Source organism: Ideonella sp. P3_A4, assembly GCF_056403075.1.
Map to the genome: position 1 here is coordinate 1 of NZ_JBFUGE010000507.1, position 4,376 is coordinate 4,376.

General features: G+C 58.9%; 1 protein-coding gene and 1 pseudogene. Both read left to right on the forward strand.

The genetic code is table 11. From position 1 onward, the window contains the following. Positions 1-129: 129 nt before the first annotated feature. Positions 130-3,186, forward strand: a complete 3,057-nt coding sequence (locus tag AC1DYI_RS27805) for an H-NS histone family protein (RefSeq protein WP_477207361.1) — start codon at positions 130-132, stop codon at positions 3,184-3,186. An 82-nt stretch (positions 3,187-3,268) separates the two neighbouring features. Then, positions 3,269-4,376: pseudogene (locus AC1DYI_RS27810) on the forward strand (hypothetical protein); the annotation flags it as partial.

Consider the following 4,376-nt stretch of genomic DNA (forward strand, 5'->3'; position numbering starts at 1 on the left):
GGCGAATGCGGTGTCCATCGCGTGTACTTGCCTCTCGCAGGATGGCTCTCTACCTTCAACGCTCATTGCCGTCACGTTCTTCTAGGCACAGAGCCACAAGCAGTCGCGTTCTTTGGTGACCTTCGAAATGTGCATGTCCCTCTGGCCGATGCCAGCGCCGCCCTTCGTGAGGCAACTAAGCGGCTGGTCGAGACGGGCGACACCCTGGGTCGTCTCCACTACACCCTGACGGCTGAGAACTTCTGGCAGGTGGCAAAGGTCGGAATTGAAGGCACGTTGCGAGACCTCTTCGAACTGTACGGCGAGGACTGGCATGCGCGAGATGCGCTGCTCGATGTCGCCACCTACGGCCGGCTGGACCTGTTCCGCGAAAGGGTCCTTCAGACGTACGCTGGTGACTACTCCCGGTTGCTAGCTGGGCCAGCAGGTGACCTCCACTACATCCTGTCCCTAGAGCGTGCAGATGACGGAGCGGCACTAGCACGCGCGCTCCTCAGCAGTACAACAGTTCCGGAGCAGGTTGCCTCGTCGAYGCTCACAAAGCTTGCCTGGACGGCATTGGACGCGCGCGCAATGGCTGATATTGCAGCTCGGCACTTCGTCCGGGGACGGAGCGGCTTTCACATCGACTGGGCGCTGACTCACGACGTTGCTGACCATGCTGAGGCCAGCGACCTCTACGCATTAACAAAGGCGTTGCTGGTGCGGATGGTGCGTGCCCTCAAGGCGGAAGCGTCGTTTGAGGGAGGGCGCCGCATCGAGCACGACTTTGTTGAGCTGGTCATGGACCTGCTGGCCATGGCGATTGAACGGTCCGCTTCCACTGAGGTCCGATTGGCAAGACTATGTCTCGTCTTGCATCGCGTTGTCCGAGACTTCCATCAGAGTAGCGCCGACTCCAGTCGCCTCCGGTCCGCACTAGCGCAGGCGGCGGGAGTTCGAAGACTTGTCATTCGATGCCTAATTGAAGGTACCGACAAGTCGAGCGACGGCATTTGGAGGGCGCTTTTCATTCATGGGAGCTTTGTCACATGGCTAGACGGCGACGCTGAGGACATCGCCGAGCCAGCATTTACGCAGCTCGTAGCCGAGATGAAGGCTCGTGCCACCAAGGAACCTCCCGTGGAACGCCGTCGTCGCGACCGAAGCCTAGAGCTCGAAGGCGAGGCAAGGCGTCAGCTCCTCAACGATGCGGAGAGCATCCGGGATGGAACGAATGAACGAGCGTTGAGATGGGTGGCCCGCTGGCTCATTCAGACAATCCACAACTCGCGATATGGCGAGTGTGACTTCTCCGCTTTCGCTGCACAGGCTGGAGATGACCTAGCCGCCGCTGTGCGTTCCGGGCTGGCAGCTGTTTGGCGAACACGCAGTCCGGAGTGGCAGGAGCATGAGCGAAATACGACCTACAACATCACAGTGGCAGGCCTGCAAGGCCTGCACTTGGAGCTAGCCGATGGTTCTAGTCTCCCTGCATTGTCAGAGCCAGAGGTTCGTCAAGCMATTCGTTATGCTCAATTCGAAATCAATGGCTTCCCCAAATGRTTCTGGCCGCTAGTCTCAGCACATGAAGCGGTCGCTATAGAAGAATTCAAGAGGCTATTGAATGCCGCTTCGGCAGGGCCCGTTTCAGCAGACAAGGCAGAAGCCTTGATTCGCAACTTGGACAGAGCGCCGTTGTCCATTCAACGTGGACTTGGGAAGGAAGCGTGGCTCTATGCGGCTGCGGCCTCGAGCGCACAAGAGTATGCGACGGAGTCAGCTCTGGAGGTGGCGACCGCAGACGGCGGCGCTGTTGACCGAAGCGAATTCGAGACCATTGCATGGGCTCGAATGACAGCAGCCTACTCTGAGGAACTTCCCGCGCTGGCTGATGCGCCCGCCGCAATGGATGCCAAGGAAGCCGAAGCACGGCAGGGCCTTGAAGCCCTCATCAAAGAGCGGCGTCGAATTCGTGCCAACGCCGTCGTTTGGGGAGTGTTTTGGTTGTGGCGCTTCCCGCACTCCTTCGGTCAGACCTGGGAGCGCTGGAGAAGCGAACACAAGCGCGCCTCAGAGGAGTTCATGCTGGACCTGGCAGGGGCTATTGGAGAAGACCGAAAGTCCAGGTTGCGAGACGCAGCGGGAAAGGGTTCGGAAGGCCTGAGGACGCTCGGCGCTCTCTACGAGTGGGTGACTTCGGTTGTGAGAGAAGAGGACGACGATGAGCACGAGGACTTTGAGGTGTATAGCGCCGGTACTCGTGACCATGCGGAGCGCCTGAGAGACGCGCTACTACCTGCAATTGCGAGTGCAAAGTCTCAGACTGCCTACGACGTCCTTGATGCGCTGCGCGGAAGGGCCGTTGGGCATCGGGCAAAGTACATTCGCCATCTCCAATTCACGATGCGCGAGGACGAAGCTGCAGTCCTTCCTCTCGCCCAACAAGAATACGAGAAGTTCGAGCACGATTTCGCCCCGCCAGTCACAGGCTACCTGTCGTTTGCGCAGGCCATTCACAACGACCTGCTGGCCGTGAAGCGGGACATTGAGCAAGGCGAGTTCAGCCTTCGGCGCTTCTTCAACACCGTCAATTTCAAGCGCATCAAGACGGACGGCGACGGGCTGGCACTCGAAGAGGATTTTCAGTCGCTTTTGGGAAGCGAACTCAACCACGCATGCGCGGGACGCTACGCAGTCACGCTCGAGCCGATGCTCCCTGAATCGACTCGTCGCGACGTGCTTTGCCAAGTAGGTTCCTATCGCGCGACGATTGAACTCAAGATGTCAGAACGCTGGACGGTCGAGGACTACCTTGTCGCACTCGACCAGCAGCTGAAGGGGCAGTACATGCAATCGGCGAACTCGAAGATTGGATTCTTCGTGGTTGTTCTGCAGAGGCATCGACAGTGGGAACATGTTAGCGGCGGGAGCGTCGACTTTCCTGGCTTGCTCAACATTCTGAAGGCGAAGGCGCTATCGCTACAGAGTGCTGACCCAACCTTGTTCTTGCGTGTCGTTGGCATTGATGCTGCACCCAAGGAGGACTTTYGGGCGGTCAGGGCGGCTGAGAAGGCGAAGACCAAGGGTCCCCCGATGTATGCAGACAAGTCGGGGAATACCTGGGGAGGCAAGGGCCGCCGTCCGCAGTGGGTGAGGGATGCCCTGGCTTCAGGGCAATCGCTGAAGGACTTCCAAACAGCCTGAAAAGCGAAACCTAGCAGCAAGTCTCGGCACTTCCCAGTTGAGAAGTGCCGCCTTATGTGCAGGCACAAATGGGAGACGCTTCATGAAGTGGATTACCGCTCACAACCTGAACGAGTGGGCTAGCTCGCAGACTGCGAGAACAACTTTTCCAGGCCTAGTCGCCGACCTCATCACTGCGTCAGCCTCAAGGATTTCCGAGTTCCGATTCCCGAACCGCGAAAAGGGACAGGTCCGCGGTTTCGATGGTGTCCTAGATGCAGTGGGGGTTCCGCCGTTCGTTCCGGATGGTCAATCCATCTGGGAGTTTGGCGTCGCTGGCGACCTCGTTGATAAGGCTGACGGTGACTTTGAAAAGCGAACGGCAGCCGTTGACGCAGCGGTTCGGATGAACACGACGTTTGTCTTTGCCAGTCCGAGGACATGGGACTACCCACGAAAGCAGATTCCAGACTGGTTGGAAGAGAAGAGAGCCCTGGGACAATGGAAAGGTGTGGAGTGCTTCGACGGTATTGCCCTCGAACATTGGCTGGAACGTCACCCCGCTGTTGCTTCGTACTATGCAAGGTACGAGCTGGGCCTCGTTCCTACTTCAGGCGCATACAGCTCTGCGGAGTTTTGGGGCGAGTTCTCGACGCGCTTCGCTCCAACCCTGACGGAAGATGTTCTGCTTGCCGGACGCGAAGAACAGGCAGCGGGACTTCTTCGGCGGCTAGGGGAGGCGGGCGGTAGGTTGGCGTATGCGGCAGACTCTGCCGATGAGGTCATTGCATTCGTGGTGGCCGCAATTCGACGCGCCCCCCCAGAGACTCGAGCGTTCCTGGAGGCCAGAGTCATGGTCGTCGACGGCACCGAACCTGCTCGACAACTGTCTGCAAAGAAGGATTTGATTTTTCTTCCGAGAGGCCAAGCACGACAGCTGGTCGGTCTCTTGGCTCAAGCGGGTCCGACCGTCATCAGTGCCGGTGCTGACGAACAGCGCGGGCAGCATGATGTGCTCGTCAGGCCTACCAGCAGCCAATTGGCTAGGGCCTTCGTTTCGATGGGTATCGCTGAGCCCGATGGCTATGAACTGGCCCGTAGATGCGGTAGGAGCCTTGCAGTCCTCGCGCGTCAGAAGCCAAGTGGCACCGCCGAACCTCCCGAGTGGCTCAAGGCGTCTGAAGCGCTGATACCGGCGCTCTTGGCAGGTG